Source organism: Desulfuromonas sp., assembly GCF_002868845.1.
GTDB lineage: Bacteria > Desulfobacterota > Desulfuromonadia > Desulfuromonadales > BM501 > BM501.
Genome location: NZ_PKUB01000048.1, coordinates 102,247 through 119,821 on the forward strand (window position 1 = coordinate 102,247; position 17,575 = coordinate 119,821).

The 17,575-nt window shown below is 66.0% G+C and carries 17 protein-coding genes and 1 pseudogene; 16 read left to right on the forward strand and 2 right to left on the reverse strand.

Annotation, left to right across the window (positions count from 1 at the left end; translation table 11 throughout):
- Together C0617_RS14845 and C0617_RS14850 are read left to right on the forward strand one after the other, a co-directional pair.
- Positions 1-291 (forward strand): annotated as a pseudogene (locus tag C0617_RS14845) (efflux RND transporter permease subunit); the annotation flags it as partial.
- Positions 282-698, forward strand: coding sequence for a hypothetical protein (locus C0617_RS14850; RefSeq protein WP_291317817.1), 417 nt, complete (start codon positions 282-284; stop codon positions 696-698). The pseudogene C0617_RS14845 and the gene C0617_RS14850, both read left to right, overlap by 10 nt.
- A gap of 126 nt (positions 699-824) precedes the next feature.
- Here C0617_RS14850 and C0617_RS14855 read toward each other — a convergent pair whose 3' ends face one another.
- Positions 825-2,393 (reverse strand): sigma-54 dependent transcriptional regulator, encoded by a 1,569-nt coding sequence (locus C0617_RS14855; protein ID WP_291317818.1) that lies wholly within the window; start codon positions 2,391-2,393, stop codon positions 825-827.
- 204 nt (positions 2,394-2,597) lie between these two features.
- On the opposite strand from C0617_RS14855, the gene C0617_RS14860 reads away from it, so the two are divergent.
- The 13 genes from C0617_RS14860 to C0617_RS14920 all read left to right on the forward strand — a co-directional run bounded on the left by C0617_RS14860 (position 2,598) and on the right by C0617_RS14920 (position 15,827).
- Positions 2,598-3,506, forward strand: a complete 909-nt coding sequence (locus C0617_RS14860; protein ID WP_291317819.1) for a sulfite exporter TauE/SafE family protein — start codon at positions 2,598-2,600, stop codon at positions 3,504-3,506.
- Between the two features lie 111 nt (positions 3,507-3,617).
- Complete coding sequence (locus C0617_RS14865) at positions 3,618-4,463, forward strand: branched-chain amino acid ABC transporter permease (RefSeq protein WP_291317820.1); 846 nt, start codon at positions 3,618-3,620, stop codon at positions 4,461-4,463.
- Positions 4,464-4,537: 74 nt separating this feature from the next.
- Positions 4,538-6,382 (forward strand): thiamine pyrophosphate-dependent enzyme, encoded by a 1,845-nt coding sequence (locus C0617_RS14870; protein ID WP_291317821.1) that lies wholly within the window; start codon positions 4,538-4,540, stop codon positions 6,380-6,382.
- A complete protein-coding gene (locus C0617_RS14875; protein WP_291317822.1) occupies positions 6,379-6,879 on the forward strand; it encodes a 2-oxoacid:acceptor oxidoreductase family protein in 501 nt (166 codons plus the stop codon). Before C0617_RS14870 ends, C0617_RS14875 begins: the two co-directional genes overlap by 4 nt.
- 308 nt (positions 6,880-7,187) lie before the next feature.
- Positions 7,188-8,189, forward strand: coding sequence for a branched-chain amino acid ABC transporter permease (locus tag C0617_RS14880; RefSeq protein WP_291317823.1), 1,002 nt, complete (start codon positions 7,188-7,190; stop codon positions 8,187-8,189).
- Positions 8,173-8,937, forward strand: coding sequence for an ABC transporter ATP-binding protein (locus tag C0617_RS14885; protein WP_291317824.1), 765 nt, complete (start codon positions 8,173-8,175; stop codon positions 8,935-8,937). The genes C0617_RS14880 and C0617_RS14885 overlap by 17 nt, the downstream gene beginning before the upstream one ends.
- Before the next feature lie 79 nt (positions 8,938-9,016).
- On the forward strand, positions 9,017-11,104 hold the full coding sequence (locus C0617_RS14890) for an ATP-binding cassette domain-containing protein (protein ID WP_291317825.1): 2,088 nt from the start codon (positions 9,017-9,019) through the stop codon (positions 11,102-11,104).
- 80 nt (positions 11,105-11,184) lie between these two features.
- Positions 11,185-12,348: an ABC transporter substrate-binding protein gene (locus C0617_RS14895; RefSeq protein WP_291317826.1), complete on the forward strand. Its 1,164-nt coding sequence runs from the start codon at positions 11,185-11,187 to the stop codon at positions 12,346-12,348.
- Between the two features lie 155 nt (positions 12,349-12,503).
- Positions 12,504-12,995, forward strand: coding sequence for a phosphohistidine phosphatase SixA (sixA, locus tag C0617_RS14900; protein WP_291317827.1), 492 nt, complete (start codon positions 12,504-12,506; stop codon positions 12,993-12,995).
- Between the two features lie 230 nt (positions 12,996-13,225).
- A complete protein-coding gene (locus C0617_RS14905; RefSeq protein ID WP_291317828.1) occupies positions 13,226-13,426 on the forward strand; it encodes a cold-shock protein in 201 nt (66 codons plus the stop codon).
- A gap of 186 nt (positions 13,427-13,612) precedes the next feature.
- Positions 13,613-14,281 carry a methyltransferase gene (locus C0617_RS14910; protein ID WP_291317829.1) on the forward strand — a complete coding sequence of 223 codons (669 nt, stop codon included), beginning with the start codon at positions 13,613-13,615 and terminating at the stop codon, positions 14,279-14,281.
- A complete protein-coding gene (locus tag C0617_RS14915; RefSeq protein ID WP_291317830.1) occupies positions 14,278-15,063 on the forward strand; it encodes a pseudouridine synthase in 786 nt (261 codons plus the stop codon). The genes C0617_RS14910 and C0617_RS14915 overlap by 4 nt, the downstream gene beginning before the upstream one ends.
- Positions 15,064-15,161: 98 nt before the next feature.
- Positions 15,162-15,827, forward strand: coding sequence for a YceH family protein (locus tag C0617_RS14920; protein ID WP_291317831.1), 666 nt, complete (start codon positions 15,162-15,164; stop codon positions 15,825-15,827).
- Positions 15,828-15,936: 109 nt separating this feature from the next.
- Here C0617_RS14920 and C0617_RS14925 read toward each other — a convergent pair whose 3' ends face one another.
- Positions 15,937-16,407, reverse strand: coding sequence for an RT0821/Lpp0805 family surface protein (locus C0617_RS14925; RefSeq protein WP_291317832.1), 471 nt, complete (start codon positions 16,405-16,407; stop codon positions 15,937-15,939).
- A 263-nt stretch (positions 16,408-16,670) separates the two neighbouring features.
- Between C0617_RS14925 and C0617_RS14930 the strand changes: the two genes are divergently transcribed.
- A complete protein-coding gene (locus tag C0617_RS14930) occupies positions 16,671-17,357 on the forward strand; it encodes a flavodoxin family protein (RefSeq protein ID WP_291317833.1) in 687 nt (228 codons plus the stop codon).
- Positions 17,358-17,575: the final 218 nt, after the last annotated feature.

Genomic DNA, 17,575 nt, shown 5'->3' on the forward strand with positions numbered 1-17,575 from the left:
GAGGGGTTGCCGCTGATGGAGGCGGTCACCGGGGCGGCCAGGCAGCGGCTCATCCCCGTCCTGGCTACGGCCGTGACCGACGCCGTCGGCTTTCTGCCCATGGCCATCTCGCTAGGGGTCGGCGCCGAAGTGCAGCGTCCGCTGGCGACCGTGGTGGTCTGCGGGGTGCTGACTTCGACCCTCCTCACGCTGTTCGTCCTCCCTGCGCTCTATGTGCTGGTGGGCCAGGGTGAGCGAAGGACCAACGCCCGAATTCGTTCAACGGAGAAAGGAAAAACCGAATGCGGCTAAAGATGTTTTTGGCAGTCACGATGGTTGCGTTGGGCGGGTTGTGCGACCTGGGGGGCAAGGCGCGGGCGATGGAACCGCTGCTTCTGGAGATCGTTCCGACGTCTGTGGCCTCGGTTTCCGAAGCGACGGTGGTGCAGGATGGCGAGGGGCTGCTGGTCAAGGGGGCGGTCCGGAAATTCCACAGGTTTTATCTGCCGGGCCATGTCGATGTCATTATTCTGGACGCGGGCGGAAACCCTCTCGGCCGGGCCAAGGCCCCGCTTTCGGGGTATGCGTCAAGGAGAGGGGGCGTGAAAGAGGCGCGGTTTGCGGCTCGTTTTGAGTGTTCGGCGCCGCAGGGGGCAACCGTGAAGGTCAGGTATCACGCTGCCGGCTCCGACGCGAAAGAGGTGGAAAACTGTTCCTAGTGTCCTGTGCGGTTCATCACGTCGGTTAATTCAATCGGGGCGGCCAACAGGCCGCCCCTTGTTTTTTCAGGAGGGGGGTGCGCCAGGGGGATCGCGTTCGAACGTTTTGGGTTCCCGCAGGGGAGGTCATCCCGGTCCGCCCCGGCGGAAACGTTTCGTATCGATCCCCAGCTTGCGCATCCGGCCGCGCAGGGTGTTGGGGTTGATCCCCAGCAGGCGGGCCGCCCCGTAGGTGCCCTCCACCCGTCCCCGGCAGCGATCGAGGGCGGCCTCGATGTGCCGGGACATGGCTTTGTCGAGGGTCGCGAAGGGGCGATCGGGGGCGCCGGGGGCGGGGCGGGACTCCACCGCCTCTCCCGCCCCCGAGGAGAGGGTCAGGTCGGTGCCGAGGGCCTGGGCGACTTCGAGCCGCCGCCCGCTGCCGAGGATCGCCGCCCGCTCCATGACCGCCGAGAGTTCCCGGACGTTTCCCGGCCAGGGGTAGGCGGCGAGCAGGCTGTTGTCTTCCGGGGTCGGCACCAGGGGCGGGTTGCCGAGGCGCCGCGCCGCCCGAAGGGCGAAGTGGGAGGAGAGGGCGGGGATGTCCGCCAGCCGCTCGCGCAGCGGCGGGATGCGTACGGGGAAGATCGCGATGCGGTACCAGAGATCCTCGCGGAAGGAGCCCGCGGCCACCATGGCCTTCAGGTCGCGGTGAGTGGCGGCCACTACGCGAACGTTGACCTTCATCGGCCGCTGGCCGCCGACTCGTTCGAAGGAGCCGTCCTGAAGGATGCGCAGGAAGCGGACCTGGGCGGCGGGGGTCAGTTCTCCGATCTCGTCGAGGAGCAGGGTCCCCCCGTCGGCCCGCTCGAACCACCCCTTGCGTGTGTCGGTCGCCCCGGTGAAGCTCCCCCGCTCGTGGCCGAAGAGCTGCGAATCGAGAAGCTCCGGCGGGATCGCCCCGCAGTTGACCCGCACAAAGGGCCCGGAGGCCCGCCGCGAGCTCTGGTGGATGGCCCGGGCCACGACCTCCTTGCCCGACCCCGTCTCTCCGAGGATCAGCACCGGGGCGTCGGATTGGGCAACCAGTTCGATCCTTTCCACCACCCTGGCGAGTCCGCTCTCCGCCCCGACGATGGTGTCGCTGATGTCCTGGCGGCCGAGGCGGGAGAGGAGGGAGCGGTTGTCGGCTTCGACCGCTTCCTTGAGACTGCTCAGCTCGCGGTGGCGGCGGTCGTTCTCCAGGGCCGCCGCGAGGGGGTCGAGGAGCGCCCGGAAGAGGGGCTCGTGCTGCGGGGCGAAGCGCCCCGGCGCGGCGCTGAGGACCAGCAGGCCCACCGGCTCCGTCTCCCGGTGCAGGGGGCCGGCCAGGACCTGTCCGCTCATCCCCTCGGGGAGGAGCCCCGGGAGGGTGCGGGCCACCTCGCGCGAATCGGCGCGCACGATGCGCGTGGGCTGGCACCAGGCGAGCAGCCCCTCCATCTCGTCCTGCCGGCAGTCGCTGCGTTTCAGCAGCGGCGGGACAATTTCATTTGCAGGCCCCGCCGCCACGGTCTCCACCCGGCAGGCGCTCCGGTCGAACTGGCGGACCAGGACCAGGTCGGCGGGGAGGCGGCTGCAGAGGAGGGGGGTGATGCGGGCGAGGGCCTCGGGGAGTTCGACGTGCCGGCAGGCGGTGGTCCAGATTTCGAGCAACAGGGGAAGAAAGGCGTCCATGGTAAATCCGTCAAATAGAAATGAAAAAATACTGTATTTAACGAAATTTGTATCTTATTTGACAGATATGTCAAGGGGCCTCCGGGGGAGGTTTGCAAGTGACCGAAAATGCACTAATTTTCTGGTTCTGTCCGAATGGTGCGGAGGTTGCTCTATGTTCTGAGTAAAGAGCTGGGACAACACCCAAAGAAAAAGGAGAGAGCCATGGGCAAGGCGTTGTTCGACAGGGTGCGGGCGATTTCGAGGGTGGGGCGGGTCCGGTTCTGGGCCCTGGCGGTTCTGGCGGTGACGATCCCGCTCGGGATCCAGGCGACCTGGCCCGGGCGGCAGCTGTTCCTTCCGTTTTCCGGAGACCTCGGTGCCGGGGTCTTCCTGGCGATCTTCCTTGCGGCCCTGGCCTGCGAGTACGTCGACTCGAGCCTGGGGATGGGGTACGGGACGACCTTGACCCCGATCCTCCTGCTGGCGGGCTTCGAGCCGCTCCAGGTCGTACCCTGCGTGCTTCTGAGCGAACTGGCGACCGGGTTCGCCGCCACGGTCATGCACCAGAGGGACGGCAACGTCGACCTGTTGAGGGACGGGCAGGCGCGGCAGACCGCTCTGCTGCTGTCGGCCCTGAGCGTGGTCGGCGCCCTGGCGGCGGTGACCCTGGCGCTGCGGGTTCCCAAGGCATGGCTTTCGACCATCATTGCCGTCATCATCCTCTCGGTCGGCGTGACGATTCTCGCCACCCTGCGGCGCCGCCTGACCTACCGGCGCCGCAACATCATCGTCATCGGGGCGATCGCCGCCTTCAACAAGGGGCTGAGCGGCGGCGGCTATGGGCCTCTGACCACCTCGGGGCAGGTCTTCTCCGGCGTGTCGCCCAGGCAGGCGGTGGCCATCACCTCCCTCGCCGAAGCGCTGACCTGCTTCGTCGGGCTCGGCGCCTACCTGCTGATGCACGGCCGGTTCGACGGCCGCCTCGCCGTCCCCCTCGTCATGGGCGCTCTCTTCTCGGTCCCCGTGGCGACCCTGACCGTGCGCTGTCTTCCCGAGTCGTGGATGCGCGCCGGCGTGGGGTTCTTTACCTGTCTGCTTGGGCTCCTCATGGTCGGAAAGCTCCTCCTTTGACCGCCGGGCTCCCCCGGCCCCCGAATTAGCCCTTCTCAAACCGCCCCCGTTGGGTTAATCTACGCCGACCAAACGAAGGGGGACGGGGGTTTGGGTACCTTCCAGGATCTATTGCAATTTGTCTTTTCGGGCCTGACCAGCGGGGCCATATACGCCCTCATCGCCCTGGGGTTCTGCGTGGTGCACAACACCATGGGCATCGTCAACTTCGTGCAGGTCGATTTCGTCTCCCTGGGGGGGATGCTCCTCTTCAGCGCCCTCTTCGCCCTGGGGCTGGCCATGCCCCTGGCGCTTCTCGCTGCGGTGGCGGGAGTGACCCTGACGGCGATGCTCGTGGAGCGCTTCGGGGTCCGGCCCTCCCGCTCCGACAACCACCTGGTGCTGATCTTCCTCACCATTGGCCTCTCCATCATCCTGCGGGGGATCATGGCGCTCGTGTGGGGCAAGAACCGCATGGCCGTCCCCCCCCTGTCCGGGGAGGAGCCGATCGTACTGTTCGGCGCCACTCTCCTGCCCCAGGCTGTGTGGATCCTCGTCTTGACCGCGGCGGCCATCGCGGGGCTGGTTTTCTTCTTTCGCCACACCTCCCTGGGATTGGCCATGCGCGCCGTCGCCTCCAACCCGGCTGCGGCGGCCGTGGTGGGGCTGAACACCGGGCGGGTCAAGGCGATCAGCTTCGGCCTGGCCGGCGCCCTCGGCGGCCTGGCGGGGGTGCTGGTCACCCCCATCACCACCCTCAGCCACGACGTCGGCGTCCTTCTCGGGCTCAAGGGGTTCGCCGCCGCCATCCTCGGCGGCTTCGGCTCCTTTCCCGGGGCGATCATCGGCGGGGTGGGGCTGGGTCTGATGGAATCGCTCTCGGCGGGCTACCTGAGCAGCGCCTACAAGGACGTCATCGCCTTCGTGGTTCTGCTGCTGGTCCTTTTCGTGCGCCCGAAGGGGTTGATGGGGAAATAGTTTAAAGCTGTAAGTTGTAATTTTTAGCTTCAAGTTGATTGTATCTGTGCCTTCGTGGCAAAAGGATTTTTTCCATGAACGATAATCGCAATGTCAAACTCCTCATGGGCAACGAGGCTATTGCCCGTGGGCTGATCGAGGCGGGGTGCACCCTCGCCGCGGCCTATCCCGGCACCCCCTCCACCGAGGTTCTCTCGGCGGTGGTCGGCTTTTTGAAGAAGGAGCCGACCGGGATGTACGTCGAGTGGTCGGTGAACGAGAAGATCGCCTATGAGGTCGCCCTCGCTTCAAGCTACACCGGCAAGCGCTCGGCGGTGGTGATGAAGCAGGTCGGGCTCAACGTGGCCGCCGACCCTTTCATGCGCTCGGCCTATCTCGGGGTCAAGGGCGGCCTGGTGGTCATCGTCGCCGACGACCCCGGGCCCCACAGCTCCCAGAACGAGCAGGACACCCGGCTTTTCGCGCACCTGGCCAAGGTGCCGGTCCTCGACCCCTCCAGCCCCGCCGAGGCGCGGGACATGGTGGCCGAGGCCTTCGATCTCTCCGAGAAGTACCAGGTTCCCGTCATCCTTCGGCCGACCACGCGCATCTGCCACTCCCGCCAGAACGTGGCCTTCGAAAAGACGGTCGACCTGGGACGCAAGGCCGATTTCGAAAAGGATCCGGCGCGCTGGGTGGCGACCCCCGCCTTTCTCCCCGCTCTGCACCGGGAGCTGAACGGGAAAATGGCCGGCATCGCCGCCGAGGAGTCGTTGCGGCCGGCGCTGACTCCCGGCGACGGCACCTACCCCGGGCGTTGCGTCGTCGCCTCGGGGATCGCCTACGCCAACGCCTACGACCTGCTCGAGGGGATGGGCCTGCTCGGGAAGGTCGACCTCTACCAGGTGCGGTGTCCCTTCCCTCTTCACGAGGGGTTCATCGGCGATATGCGCTCGCGTTATGAGCAGGTGCTGGTCCTCGAGGAGACCTATTCGGTGGTGGAACTCCAGTTGGCCCACCCCGGGGCGGAGGGGCGCGCCTCGGGCGCCGTCCCCGGCTTCGGGGAGCTGACCCCCGACCTGATCGGCGAGGCGCTGACCCGGTTTCTCGGACTGCCCGCCGAGGGCGCAGGGACCGCATCCTCCCCGGGGCGGGGCAAACGCCCCTCCCTCTGCGCAGGCTGTCCCCACCGGGCCGCCTTTTACAGCATCAAGAAGAGTTTCCCGAAGGGGATCTTCCCCTCGGACATCGGTTGCTACACCCTCGGCATGAACCTCGGCGCCGTCGATACGGTGCACTGCATGGGGGCCTGCATCAGCCAGGGGGCCGGCTTTTACCACGCTTACGCCCAGGACGGCGGCGAGGTGCCGACCGTGGTCGTCACCATCGGCGACTCGACCTTCTTCCATGCCGGCATCCCGGCCCTGGTCAACGCCGTGGTCCAGGATGCGCGGATCATCGTCGTCATTCTCGACAACGCCACAACCGCCATGACCGGTCATCAGCCGGTCCCCCACATGGGGCTCAAGGCCGACGGCTCGCCGACCCGGGCGGTGCCGATCCCCGAACTGGTGAAGGCCTGCGGGGTCGACTATCTCGCCGAGTGCGACCCCTACGACACGGGCCGCTTCGAGGAGTTGCTGCGGGAGGCGGACGGCTACTGCCGCTCCCCGGAGGGCGGGCCGGCTGTGATCCTGTCGAAGCACCCCTGCCTCATGGACAAGAGGGCGACCCTCGATCAGGAGCGTTTCGAAATCGAGGTCCTCGACAGCTGCATCGGCTGCCGCAAGTGCATCGACCAGTTCGAGTGCCCGGCTATCGAATTCGACGAAACGAGCAAGAAGGCGGTCATCAGCGCCGACCTCTGCACCGGGTGCGGGGTCTGCGAGCCGGTCTGCCCGGTGCAGGCGATCGTCAAGAGGGGAGGGGAGGGCAAATGAAGCAGCAGATCATCGTCAGCGGCCTCGGGGGGCAGGGCGTCCTCTTTCTGACCCGGGTCATCGCCGAGGCGGCGGTCCGCGCCGGGCTAGAGATCCTCACCTCCGAAACCCACGGCATGGCCCAGCGCGGCGGCAGCGTCCTCTCCACGATCAAGGTCGGTTCCTTCAAGAGCCCCCTGATCCGGCGGGGGCAGGCCGACGCCGGCCTCTTTCTCCACTCGGGCAACCTCGACGTTCACGGGCATCTGATGGCCGGGGACGGCCGGCTTGTCGTCAACGCACCGGAGGGGAACGATTTTCTCCGCGTCGACGCCTCCGGCATGGCTCGCGCCATGGGGGCGCCGGTGCTGGCCAACCTGATCCTTCTCGGCCGGGCGGTGGCCGCAGGGACGCTCTTCTGCGACCGGCAAGGGTGCGAGGAGGCAATCCGGGCCCTGTCCAACCCCAAGTTCGTCGAGGCCAACCTGGAGGGCTTCCGGGCCGGGCTGGAAAGCTGAATCTGCCACGGAGACACGGAGACACGGAGACACAGAGAAAGACGATGCCAGTCGGCTTTTGTCCCCCTTTGCCGTCGCCGGAGCGCAGTGGACGGTTTGGGAAAGAGTCGGGCAAATGTCTGAGCGAAGCGAGTTTTTGCCCGCCCCCGAAACGTCCGCGGAGCGGAGGGGACCCGCCGCAGGCGGGCGGTGGCAATGGGGGCGCCCTTTTGATCCAAACTTTTGGGCGGTCAAAAGGTTGGTCGCCGTCAGGGGGCGAGACCCCTGGCCTGAGATTGATCATTTTTTTAAAGTGAAAAAGTGAGAGCATGACCCTCAAGGAGAAGATCCTCTACTTCCTCTACCTCCACCGCACCGGCCTGACGGTGTTGGCGCTTTCGGTCGCGCTCGGCCTTTTTCCCCTCGTCCAGGACAACCCCTACATCCTCGGCCTGACCAACCTGATCGCCATCTACACGATCGTTGTTCTCGGCCTGAACCTCTTTATCGGCTATGCGGGGCAGATCTCCCTCGGACACGCCGCCTTCTTCGGGCTGGGGGCCTACGGTTCCGCCCTGCTGACGGTGGAGGCCGGGGTGCCGTCCTGGCCGGCCATGGTCCTCGTGGCTGCAATCGTGTCCCTTGTCGCCCTCGTCATCGGTCTGGCCGCTCTGCGCCTGGCGGGGCACTATCTGGCCATGGCCACTCTGGGCTTCAACATCGTCGTCTACACGGTCCTGGTGCAGTGGGACGAGGTGACCGGGGGGCCGAGCGGGTTCGCCGGCATTCCCTCCCTTTCCGTCGCCGGGGTCGGGATCGACGACGAGATCAAGCTGCACTACGTGGTCTGGGGCATCGCCCTTCTCTGCCTGACCCTCGGGCTCAACCTGGTGCGCAGCGGGGTGGGGCGTGGCCTGGCCGCCCTGGCCGGGGACGAGACCGCCGCCGGCGCCCTCGGGGTCGATACCCGGCGGGCCAAGATCAAGGTCTTAGTCCTTTCGGCGGCCTTCGCCTCGGTGGCCGGAAGCCTCTACGCTCACACCTTCAACTTCGTCAACCCCGACACCTTCGGCATCTTCGCCTCTGTCGATTTCGTCATCATGGTCGTGGTGGGGGGGCTCGGTTCGATCTGGGGGAGCCTCTTCGGGGCGGCCATCATCACCTGGCTCCCCGAACTGATCGATGTTTTCGAGGCCTATAAGGAGATCATCCACGGCCTGGTCCTGGTCCTTGTCCTGATGTTCCTCCCCCAGGGCCTGGTTTCGGGGATCGTGGACGTCGCTCGGGTCCGGATCGCCCGCTGGAAGGGACGGCATGCTTCGGCTGGCTGAGATTGGCAAGCGTTTCGGCGGTCTGCCGGCCCTCGACGGGGTCTCTTTCGAAGTGGCCCGGGGGAGCGTCACCGCCCTGATCGGACCGAACGGCGCCGGCAAGTCGACCCTGATCAACGCGGTCAGCGGGGTCTGCCCGCCCGATACCGGCTCGGTCCTCTTCGCCGGGGAGGAGATCGCCGGCCGCCCCCCCCATGAGATCGCCCGGCTGGGGATCGCCCGCACCTTCCAGAACCTGCGGCTCTTTCCCCGCATGTCGGTCCTCGACAACGTCCTTTGCGGGCTGACCCCCCAGGGGGGGCGCTCCTTCGTCGGGGCCCTGCTGCGCCTTCCCGCGACCCGCAACCGGGAGCGGCGCCTCAAACTCCTCGCCATGGAGTCCCTCGACGCCTTCGGCCTTTCCTCCCTCTCGGACTGGCCGGTGGCGGTCCTGCCCTACGGGGACAGGAAGCGGGTGGAACTGGCCCGGGCCTTCGTCTCGGAGCCGCGCCTGGTCCTGCTCGACGAGCCGGTGGCCGGGCTCAACCCCGAGGAGACCTCCGAGATCGCCGCCCAGATCATGCGCCTCAAGGCCCAGGGGCACACCATGCTCCTGGTGGAGCACGACATGGACTTGGTGATGGGGGTCGCCGACCGGGTTGTGGTCCTCGACAGCGGAAAGTGCATCGCCCGGGGCACCCCTGACGAGATCCGCGTCAACCCCCTGGTGCTGGAGGCGTACCTGGGGCGGATGAGCGCGACGGCTTAAAAGCAGCTGTAAGCTGCAAGTTTGAAGCTTGAAACTCACGGATCACGGCCTTTCCCGTATGCAAAGAGGTTGAAGTCTCATGCTGAAGATCGAAAACCTCCAGGTTCACTACGGCGCCGCCCAGGCCCTGTTCGGCATCGACCTTCAGGTCGCCGCCGGGGAGACCGTGGCCCTGGTCGGGGCCAACGGCGCCGGCAAGAGCACCTTGCTCAAGGCGGTCATGGGGCTGGTGCGGCCGAGCGGGGGCCGGATTCTCTTCGACGGGCGGGATGTGACCGGCTGCTCCCCGGCGCGGATGGTGAAGTTCGGCCTGGCCCTCTCCCCCGAGGGGCGGGAGATGTTCGGCGACCTGACCGTCCGCGAGAACCTGGAGCTCGGCACCCTTCCCCTGCGCCTCGGCCGGAGCGAGACGGACCGCCGCATGGAGGAGGTCTTCGAGCGCTTCCCCAAGCTTCGCCAGCGCCTCGAGCAGAAGACCGCCACCATGAGCGGCGGCGAGCAGCAGATGGTGGCCATGGGCCGGGCGCTGATGGCCCGCCCGCGCCTGCTGCTGCTCGACGAGCCCAGCCTGGGGCTTGCCCCCTTGGTCACGGACGAAATATTTGCTATCATTCACCAGCTTTCCCGCGCCGGCACCACCATCCTGCTCGTGGAGCAGAACGCCGCCCGCGCCCTGACCGCCTCGAGTTCGGCGTACCTGCTGGCCAACGGCCGCATCGTCGATTCGGGCGAGAGCGGCCAGCTCCTCGGCGACCCCGCCCTGCGAAGGGCCTTTCTCGGCGCCGCCTCGGAGCAGAGGCCGGAGGCGAGCCGCCTGGGGGGCGCCGGCCTGACCAATATCCGACTGGAGAAACCCCGCATGACCCGGACTTTCATGCCCGACTTTAAAAGCCCAGAGGAACTGCACGCCCAGCAGCTGGCCGGCCTGCAGTGGACCGTCCGCCACGCCCACGAGGGCTCGAGCTTCTACCGGCAGAGCTTCGAAAAAGCCGGGGTGGGACCCGCCGACATCCGCTCCCTGGCCGACCTGGAAAAACTCCCCTTCACCACCGCCGACGACCTGCGCGACGGCTACCCCTTTCCCCTGAGGGCCGTCCCCTTCGAGCAGATCGCGCGGGTCCACGCCAGCAGCGGCACCACCGGCAAGCGCAAGGTGCTGGCCTATACCCAGAAGGACCTCGACGACTGGACCGACTTCTTCGCCCGCTGCTACGAGATGGCCGGGGTGGGGCCGCTCGACCGGGTGCAGGTCGCCGTCGGCTACGGCGTGTGGACCGCGGGGATGGGCTTTCAGCTCGGCTGCGAGAAGGTCGGCGCCATGGCGGTGCCGGCCGGGCCGGGCAACATCGACATGCAGATCCAGTTCCTGGTCGATTTCCAGTCGACGGTCTTCTGCTCCACCGCCTCCATGGCCCTGCTCATGGCCGAGGAAATCCACAAGCGCGGCCTCGCCGACAAGATCGCGATCAAGAAGATCATCTACGGCTCGGAACGCTCCAGCGTCTCCATGCGGCGCAAGATCTCCGAGCTCTTCGGCGGCGCCGAGCTCTTCGACATCACCGGTCTGACCGAGCTCTACGGTCCGGGCACGGGGATCGAGTGCTCCGACCACGACTGCATCCACTACTGGGGGGACTACTACATCCTCGAGATCGTCGATCCCGAGACCCTCTGCCCCGTCCCCGACGGCGAGTGGGGGGAGATGGTGGTGACCAGCCTGCGCAAGGAGGCCGCCCCCCTGATCCGCTACCGCACCCGGGACATCACCCGGATCATCCCCGGGCCCTGCTCCTGCGGCTCGCTCCTTCCCCGCCACTCGCGCATCAAGGGGCGCTCGGACGACACCTTCAAGTTCCGCGGGGTCAACATCTACCCCAGCAGCGTCGACAACATCCTCTCGCAGGTTCCCGGGCTCGGCTCCGAGTACCAGGTGCACCTTTCCCGGGACGCCGGGTCGGGCCGCGACAGCATGAAGCTGGTCGTCGAGCGCGGCCAGGGGGTCGACAGGGGCCGGGTCCCCGACCTGCTCAAGGAGACGATTCACCAGATGAAGAAACAGCTGCTGGTTACCCCGGAGGTCGAGGTCGTGGAGTACGGAACCCTGCCCCGCTCCGAGCGCAAGAGTCAGAGGGTTTTTGACACCCGCATCGAGGACGACATCGTTTAGGGCAGCTATAAGTTTTAAGTTTTAAGTTTTAAGTTTTTAGCTGATAGCTGGTTGTATTCCCTTTTCCAAGGAGGAATGGCATGAAAAAAGGATTGGTGTATCTCGCGGCGGCCCTGCTGGCCTTTGCCTTGGCGACCCCGGCAATAGCCAAGGACACGGTGAAGATCGGGGCCTTCTTCGATCTTTCCGGTCCCGCCAGCTTTATCGGCACCCCGACCAAGCTGGTCGCCGAGATGGTCGTCGACAAGATTAACAAGGAGGGGGGGGTTAACGGCAAGCCGATCGAACTGGTCATCGGCGACACCGAGGGCGACCCGGCCAAGGCGGCCAACATCGCCAAGAAGTTCATCTACAAGGACAAGGTGGCGGCGCTCATCGGCCCGACCCGTACCGGCACCGGGATGAACGTCAAGGGGATCGTCGAGAAGGCGGGGATGCCGACTTTCATGACTGTCGGCGGCGACCCTGTCATCATGGGGGGCAAGTTCGGCCCCTACACCTACGTCTTCAAGTCCCCGCAGCGTTCGGAGGTCGCCGTCCGCACCCTTTTCGGCTACCTCAAGGAAAAGGGGCTGACCAAGGTCGCCCTGCTCTCGGCCGCCGACGGCTTCGGCAAGGACGGCGCCCGCTGGATGGACAAGCTCGCCCCCGAGTTCGGCATCGAGCTGGTGGTCAAAGAGTCCTTCGGCCCGAAGGACACCGACATGACCTCCCAGCTGACCAAGGCCAAGAACGCCGGGCCCCAGGCGATCATCAGCTGGACCATCGGCCCCGCCGGCTCCATCGTGGCCAAGAACCGCGCCCAGCTCGGTATCAAGGCTCCCCTCTTCCAGTGTCACGGCCTGCCCGACCCCAAGTACATCGAGCTGGCCGGCGCCGCCTCCGAGGGGGATCGCATGCCCGCCACCAAGCTGATGGTGGTCGAGGAACTGGCCGACAGCGACCCCCAGAAACCGGTGATCCGCGAGTTCGTGCGCCTCTACAGCGAGGTCTACGGCTACGACAAACAGTTCCCCATCAACACCCACTCGGGCTACGCCTGGGACGCCATCACCATCGTCGCCAACGCCATGAAGAAGGCCGGCACCGAGGCGAAGGCCCTGCGCGCCGCCATCGAGCAGACCAAGGGCTATGTCGGCGTCTCCGGGGTCTACAACCTCACCGCCGAGGACCACAACGGCCTCGGCCTCGATTCCATGGTGATGCTCGAGGTCAGGGACGGCAAGTTCGTTCTGGCCAAGTAGGGCAGAGACGCTGACCAGCTGCGCCCGGCGGTAGCCCGCCGGGCGCTTTTTTTTCGGGGTTGGTGTAGGCCTGCCGATTCCCAGGGGAGGGCCCCGCTGGCGGCGCCCCGCGATTCGGTTACACTTAAGCACGACCCTGTCCCAGGAGAAAACGGATGCAACTCTACCTCATGCAACACGGCCAGGCTCTGGCCGAGGAACTCGATCCCGAGCAACCCCTCAGCCCCGAGGGGGTGGCGCAGATCAAGGCCTCGGCCCGGGCCATGAAGAGGATGGGAATCAATCTCGATCTCATCGTCTCCAGCCCCAAGAGGCGCTCCCACCAGACCGCCGCCCTGGTGGCCGAGGCGGTCAACTACCCCTACAGCGACATCGTCGAGACCGAGGCCGTCAAGCCTCTCGCCTCCGCCCGGGAGAGCCTCGATTTCCTGATGCGCCAGAAAGACTGCCGCTCCGTCCTTGTCGCCGGGCATCTGCCCTGCCTCGCCGAGATCGCCTCGGCCCTGCTCGCCGGCGATGGGAAGGTCTCGCTCGGGTTCGCCAACGGCGGGCTCTGCCTGCTCGAGGCTCCCAGTTTGGCAGGGGCCGACGCTGAGTTACGGTACTTCCTCTCCCCCCAACAGATGAGCCTCATCGCCACGGGCTGAATCTTCCGCTTGTTAAAGAAAACTGTTAAAAAAAGCTTGTTTTTCGGTGCTCTTTCATGTTAGTAGGGGGCAAGTTGAACAAGTTTGTGTAGACTTTTGTGGCCAGGCAGATTGACCGTCAGTTTGTTACCAAACCGCGCAGAACTGCCATACCGTGTGGTTTTCCTTTGGCAACACAACTTCCTGCACAAACAAGAAAGCTCCCCGCGGGGGAGGCAAAGGAGAAAAACATGGCTGAAGGTACAGTGAAGTGGTTCAATGAGTCCAAGGGATTTGGTTTCATCGAGCAGGACAATGGGCCTGACGTGTTCGTGCATTTTTCCGCCATCCAGTCCGAAGGGTTCAAAACCCTGAATGAAGGCGACCGGGTTGAGTTCGACGTGACCGAGGGCCAGAAGGGCCCCCAGTCCGCCAACGTGCGCAAAATCTAACCGCGGCGCTCAAAAGAGGTTAAATCCAAAAGCTCCGCAGGAAACTGCGGGGCTTTTTTTCTGTCCGGGGGCGTGCGCCGCTTTGCGCATAGCCGTTTGTCCCTTGCCATCAGCTTCACCGGGGCGTAGCATGTCCGGGTCTGGCACCTGGCACCGACTCCGTTTCCATTTTCGATAAGTGTTTCCATGGACCGTTCCTCTCGCAACCGGCTGAATGAAAGACTCCTGCCCCAGTTCCCCGGGGAGACCCTTTTCGACCGCGTCGCCCGGGCGGCCTGCCGTGCCGGCTGCCTGCCTCGCAAGGAGCTCTACGAAGCCTGGGAGGTGGCTCGCCGGGTGCGCCGCCGTTTCCGCGGGGGGCGGGTCGTCGATCTGGCCTGCGGGCACGGGCTGCTGGCCCAGCTCCTGGTGCTTCTCGACGACAGCTCCTCCGAAGCCTTGGCCGTGGACCGGAGCATTCCCGCCACCGCCGGCCGTCTCGCCTCGGTCCTGCAGGCCGACTGGCCCCGCCTTGGCGGGAGGGTGCGGCTGGTCGAAGCGGACCTGGAGGAGGTGGAACTGGAGGAAAACGACCTGGTCGTCTCCGTCCACACCTGCGGCGAATTGACGGATCTCGTGCTGGAGCGGGCCACATCCGCCGGCGCTCGCCTCGCCGTTCTGCCCTGCTGCCATGCTCTCGACGGGGCCGATCTCGGAGGCCTGCAGGGCTGGCTCGACGGCCCGCTGGCGATCGACGTGGTCCGTGTCCTTCGGTTGCGGAACCTCGGCTACCGGGTTTACACCGGGCAGATCCCCGGTGACATCACCCCAAAGAACCGCCTGCTGATCGCCGAGCCCGAGGGGCGCTGCCGATGACCGGGGAGGCCCTCGACATCCTTTATTCCGACGAGCACCTGGTGGTGGTCGACAAGCCCGCCGGGCTCCTCGTCCACCGCAGCCCCATCGCCCGCCGCGAGACCCGTTTCGCCCTGCAAATCGTGCGCGATCAGCTCGGCCGCCGCGTCTACCCCGCGCACCGCCTCGACAAGCCGACCTCCGGGGCGCTGTTGTTTGGCCTCTGCCCGGAGAGCGCCGCTCGGCTCTCCGGTCTGTTCGCCGGGGGAGAGGTTGAGAAGGCATACCTCGCGGTGGTGCGGGGGGTCGCCGCCGAGCACGGAGTGATCGATCACCCCCTGGCCGAGCGGCCCGAGAAGTTGCGCGACCCGCGGGAGGGGGAGCCCCGCCGGGCCATCACTGAATACCGCCGCCTCGCCGCAGTCGAGCTCCCCTTTGCCGTGGGGCGCTACCCCACCAGTCGCTACAGCCTCGTGGAGGCGCGCCCTCGCACCGGCCGCAGGCACCAGCTGCGGCGCCACTTCAAGCACGTCTTCCACCCCATCGTCGGCGATACCAAGTACGGCGAGGGCCGCCACAACCGCTTCTTCCGCGAGGACCTCGCCTCCTCCCGAATGCTCCTCGCCGCGGTCGAGATATCCTTCGACCATCCCTTCACCGGCCGGCGGGTAAGCGTTACGGCTCCTCTTTCGGCCGGCTTCCGCACCGTCATCGACCGGCTCGGCTGGAGCGGTTCGGTTCCCTCGCGCTGGTTGGCCAGGGGGGAATTCGGCGCTACAATCGATTCTGAAAACGGCCCCTGACGTGGGCGAGAGCTCACGATTCAGCTGCACGGGCAGGAAGCAGAGAATTGCCCGGGATTTCCATATCATCGAAAATGATAGAAACCAGGAGGAACCGGATGGAGACTGCAACGACTCTGGACGTGATCGAGGCGCGGGTGCTCGGATGTCTGGTGGAGAAGGAAATGGCCACCCCCGACTACTACCCCTTGTCCCTCAACGCCCTGACCAACGCCTGCAACCAGAAGAGCAACCGCAACCCGGTGATGGCTCTCGAGGAGGCCGACGCGGCCCGGGCTCTGGAGCGGCTGCGCGCCGTCGGGCTCGCCGTCGCCGCGGCCAGCGGCGGGCGGGTTCCCAAGTACGGCCACAACCTGCGGGGCAAACTGATGCTCGACGAGGACGAGCTCGCCCTGCTCTGCATGCTGTTGCTGAGGGGGCCTCAGACCGTCGGCGAGTTGCGCGGCCGGACCGAGCGCATGCACCCCTTCGCCGAGCTGGCCGAAGTCGAAGCGGCGCTGCAGGTCCTGGCCGACAAGGAGCCTCCTCTGGCCGTCAAGCTTCCCCGGCAGCCCGGGCGCAAGGAAAACCGCTTCGCCCACCTCCTCTGCGGGGAACCCGAGACCGAGAGCGAGGGGAACGCCCCGCCGGCCGAGGCGGCGACCCTCCGGGTGCGGGCCGAGAACGAGCGCATCGCGGCCCTGGAGGAAGAGGTTGCAGCCCTGCGCGAGGAACTGGAAGGGCTCAAGACGGCGATGGCGGAGTTCAAGTCCCAGTTCGAGTAAGGGGACCGGCGACACGATGAAAGGAAAAGCCGCACAGGCCGGATGGCTGTGCGGCTTTTCTTTTTCTGGCGCGAGATTTGAGGCGGCTCGCTCCGCCGGCCGTCAGTCGTCAGCGGATGATCATCCAGCTGCCGTCGGGCTGGCGGCAAGCGGTGCCGTACGCCTGCTGCTGCTGGCCGCCGACGGTGATGGCCTGCTGGTATTCGCGGCAGTACTGGCCCTGCCCGGTCTGGTAGGTCTCGATAGGGGTGATGGTGCCGTAGTTGCCCGTGTCCGGGTTGCGCCAGGTGGTGGTCGTGTTGGTCCGGGTGCTCTCCAGGGCGTACTGGGCGTTGCGCTGCATGTACAACTGGTCCGCTCTGTCCAGAGACTTGCCTGCCTCCTGGCCGAGGATGGCGCCGGCCAGGGTGCCGATGGCCACCGCCACCAGTTGCCCCCTGCCTTTTCCGATCTGAGCGCCGAGCAGGGCGCCCGACCCGGCCCCGATCACCGTGCTCGTCGATTCCTTCGGCCCCATGCCGGGTGTGCAGGCGGCCAGAAGAAAAGAGGTGATCATCACCGTCACCGTCAGCTTTTTCATGGGTCACTCCTTCCCGTCGTGCGCCCGTTTCGAGCGGGGCAAGGTATCGTCTTTCTGTCCGGATTATATCGGTGCCATGGGACGTGTCAAGGCGGGCCCCCAGGGGAAAAGGGGCTCCAGGGGGACGGGCGGGGGTTTGTTTTGTCCAATTAAGGAATTGACAACCAGGGTGCACGAGCGGTATTCATCTTAGGCGGTTTCGGGCTTCTGGTTCAAGGAGGCCGAACCGTTGAATGTCAATGTCTGACGGGGGAGGTAGGATCATGAAGATCGTCTGCGTTCTGGGGAGCCCGCACGGACTCAAGGGCAACACCTCGCGCCTGCTCGGCCACGTTCTCGAAGGGGCGGAAGCTCTCGGTGCCGAGGCTGAGATCGTTAGTCTTGAGCCGGGCACTGTCCAGCCCTGTGACGCCTGCGATGCCTGCCACAAAATCGGCCGCTGCAAGCAGAAAGACGCCTTCGAGGCCATCTGCGAGCGCATCGCCGCCGCCGACGGCCTGGTCCTCGCCAGTCCCAACTATATCCAGAGCGTCAGCGCCCAGATGAAGGCCTTCATGGACCGCTGCTGCGGGGTGGTGCACCGTCTCGGCTTCGAGGGCAAGTACGGCGCCTCGATCGTCACCTCCGGAGGGGGTGGCGACGATCCCATCATCGATTACATGAATCGCTTCCTGGTCATCACCGGGGTGCGCCCCGTCGGCGGCGTCCACGCCACCATGGGCGCCCTGCCCGAGGGCCAGTTCACCGACGGCCTCATCCGGAGCGCCCGCGAGCTGGGCGAGAAGCTCGTGAAGGCCTGGCGGGGCCAGCGTGTCGATCCCGAGACGGAGAGGGAGATGGAGGAGTTTCGCCAGCGGATGCGGCAACTCGTCACCTTCCGGCGGGATGAGTGGCTGTACGAGTATGCCTACTGGCAGGAGAAGGAGGGAGAGGGGTGTCGGCAGGTTTGAATAAAAGATGATATAAGGCGACTGCTATGACGGAAATGACATTGTGACACCGCGATTTTGGAAGAGAAGTGTGGCAGCGCAAGATCTGCCCCTGTTGGCTTTCTCGGCGGTCCCGGGTAAAGGCAGAAGGATCTGAAGTTGTGGGACTATCGTGTTTTGCGGCCGATGGGGAAGGGGCTTGGGTCGACGGGATCTCTGTTCGCAATCCCTGCTCGATA